Here is a 3125-nt window from a genome sequence, read left to right as displayed (position 1 = left end):
CTAGCCCGGCTTATTCATGACGCATCCTGGGTTTGTTTGCCGCTGATCGGTGGACAGGTGGCGTCGCGGCGTCTTTTTCACCGCGGCTGTGTCTGGACTTGTGAACGCGCTGGAGGGTGGAAGCTGTATGGTTTCGCCGGGGCCTGCTGCCCCGGCGGTCATGGTCCTGCCGGTAGCAGATTGCTGGCGAGCACCCGGAACAGATTTGCCTCGGGACAGGCGGCGGCGAAGGCCAGACGGATGCGCGAGACGGTTTCGATGACGCGAGCGCCGAGCTTGAGCAGCCTGAGCCGCAGCGTAGCGAACTCGGCGTTGCGCAGATGATGGGTCGTGGGCACCGCCTCGCGCAGGGTGAGCATCAACCAGTATGCGGCGGTGTGCAGGACAAGACGGACCTGGTTGGCAATCGGTGAGCGGCAGCTGGTGCGGTCGGAGGCGAGCTGGCTCTTGTGCATCTTGATCAGGTTTTCGGCCTGGCCGCGGGCGCAGTAGATCACGTCGTAGACATGCTCGGCGGAGCCTTTGTCGAGATTGGTGATGACGAAGCGGATGTCGAGGCCGAGGGTGGTTGCCTCGATGCGGGCGCAGGCGCGGCGTTCCGTCTTCCAGGATTTCGCCTTGTAGCGGGTCTCGGCATAGCCGCGCAGCACCGGCTTGTGCTCGAGCGCGCGGCGGGTGCGGATATCGTCGGCGGCTTCATCGACGAGACGCTGGAGTACCTTGTTGCCGGGCAGGCCGAAGAGGTAGTCGATCTCATTGTCCTCGCACCAGGCCATGACTTGCGCCCGGCCGTAATGGCTGTCACCGCGGACTAGGATGCGGGTGGTCGGCCAGCGGGCGCGGATGCGCCGGACAAGGCGGCGCAGATGGCTGCGGATCTCCTTGCCCGCCGGGGTCTTGCCAGGACGCAGGATCATGGCGACCGGGCGGCCGGTGGCGGCGTCATAGACATGGATCGGCAGGAAGCAACGCTCGTCGTAGTGGGCGTTGAAGAGCGAGAGCTGCTGATGGCCGTGAACGACATCCAGCGTATCGTCGATGTCGAGCGTGACGCTTTTCGGCGGCGTCGGCATAGCTCGACAGCCACAGATCGACCAGCACGCGGCCGAGCCGGATGACGGTGCGCAGGTCCGGCAGGTTCTCCAGCCGCGAACACGTCGGCTGCGAGCACAGGTCGAGCCCGCTATCGGGCAACCGTCCGCAGGCGAGCTTGAAGGCTGGATCGGTGCGCAGCCGGTTGAGATCATTGGCATCCTCGTAGCCGCATGCGATCGCAAAGATGCGGGCGCGCAGAATGTCGGCCATGGCGTGCGTCACGCGCTGCGGACGCCGCTCTGCGGCCGCCAGAAGTATGACGCCGCCATCCGAGGTGATGCGGCCGCCGTCAAACGCAGCTGTGATCTTCTTGCGTCCGACGGCTGGAAAAGACAGCGGCAGCAACGTATTCTCGGTCATGGCGGGTGTGGCTTATATGAGGAGGGTCAATGCGAATGGTCGTCAGAGCGTCATTTTTTTCTCCGCTGTTGCAACGTCCAGGGTTTGAGCCCAATGCATGACGCGGCCCGTTGCCGAGCCAGATCCAACTTATATACGGTCGCTGTTCGGAACAGCTGCACCAACATCCCGCTTGCGGCGGACAAGGCTCAGAAGGACGGGACCATTCTCGCGAAGCGGCATTTCAAGCCAAGCCACACCTCGGTTCGTCCACCTGGATCGTCAGGACTGGTCAGGCCCTGAGGATAGGAATAGGTCTAACGTTCAGCAGTCATTAGTCAGGCGGCCTTGATTATTACCCCCTCGATGGCGACACCCGCATTGACGAATTTCCAAAGCGCGACGAGCAGCTTACGGGCAAGCGCAACGATCGTCGTTTTCTTGAGCCGCCCGCCACTGCGCCTGACCCGATCTTGGAACCACAAGGTGAGCGCCGAGCGCGATTGATGGCGCAACCATAGCCAGGCGAGCTGAATCAGCGTCGTTCGTAGTCTTGGATTGCCGGATTTCGAGACCCCCTGGTCGTGATCGATTGACCCGCTCTGCCAGGGTGTCGGTGCAAGCCCCGCATAGGCGGCCAGCTGTCGTCGGTTGTCAAAATGGCGGGAAAGCCCTTCCGACCACAAGACAGCAGCAAACTCCGGCCCGATGCCTTTCAGGTTGAGCAGCATCGCCGGCGCTGGCGAGACGGCCTCAGCGGCAGCGAGCATGGCATCGCGCGCGGCTTCGACCGTCTTGATCTGTTCCAGAACAAGTTCCAGTCGATTGAGTTCGCGGGCGACCTGCGCCTTCAAATGGGCGGGCAATGGTCGCCCGTCGCCGGTCTTAAGTGCCTCCAGTTGCTTACGCCGGTCGCGGCGCAGCGGCTCGTAGCCGGACACGCCTTGGCTGAACAGTAGGCCCTTGACGCGATTGACGTGACTGATCCGCTCGTTCGTTAATGCCTTGCGCTCACGCGAGAGACGGCGCCGGTCCTCTTCTTCCGGTGTCGGCGCCCGGACTATCGCACAAACCCGTGGCTCGCCCCGCTTGTGGGCCAGCAAAGCCCGAACCAGCGCCTCGCCGTCGATCTTGTCGGTTTTTGCCCGCCGACGGCGGCGCGATGTGGCAATCGATGCCGGATCGACGACATGGCTTTCGATCCCCTCGGCCTGCAGCACGCGATGGATCCAGAAGCCGTCAAGCCCGGCCTCCTGGATCACGATGATTGGAAAGCATTTCCCGGTCCGCGCCTCTGCCTTCCTGGTGAACTCGGCAAATCGCGCCAGCATGCTGGCGATGTCGCCGGCCGTTACCGAATGCTTCGACATCTTCCCTCCACCGGGCGACAGCGAGGTGATCAGCCATTTCGAGCGACTGAGTTCCAAGGAGACGAAGATTGCACCAAGATCGGTACGGATAGCGGTCAGAGCGTCGGATCGGCAAGCTGCAACGGGCATGTTTGGCCTCCAGGTGAGTGAGATGCTAGCGATCTCACTTTGCCAGAGCGCAGGTCGCTATCCATCTCCTCATAGGATCTCGCGAGATGCGGTTGAAGGGTTGGCCTAAGCAACCGAATCCTACGCCAAATCAATCGCTTAAGCTACATCCGCCAGCCTCAAAGGCCCATCGTTGTGCATAAGACGGGCTAG

At 62.5% G+C, this 3125-nt stretch carries 1 protein-coding gene and 1 pseudogene; both read right to left on the bottom strand.

From position 1 onward, the window contains the following. Positions 1–158: 158 nt before the first annotated feature. A pseudogene (locus DH08_RS30305) lies at positions 159–1455 on the bottom strand (IS1380 family transposase). 317 nt (positions 1456–1772) lie between these two features. Next, positions 1773–2933 carry an IS110 family RNA-guided transposase gene (locus DH08_RS30300; protein ID WP_192182921.1) on the bottom strand — a complete coding sequence of 387 codons (1161 nt, stop codon included), beginning with the start codon at positions 2931–2933 and terminating at the stop codon, positions 1773–1775. Between the last annotated feature and the right edge of the window lie 192 nt (positions 2934–3125).

The organism is Mesorhizobium amorphae, assembly GCF_014843845.1.
GTDB classification, from domain to species: Bacteria; Pseudomonadota; Alphaproteobacteria; order Rhizobiales; family Rhizobiaceae; genus Mesorhizobium; species Mesorhizobium amorphae_A.
The sequence above is the reverse complement of the archived record's forward strand: the minus strand, read 5'-3'. Positions and strand labels throughout refer to the sequence as shown.

Coding starts and splice junctions, on each gene's coding strand:
- DH08_RS30300 (WP_192182921.1), bottom strand. CDS start 2,933: ATGCCCGTTGCAGCTTGCCGATCCGACGCTCTGACCGCTATCCGTACC.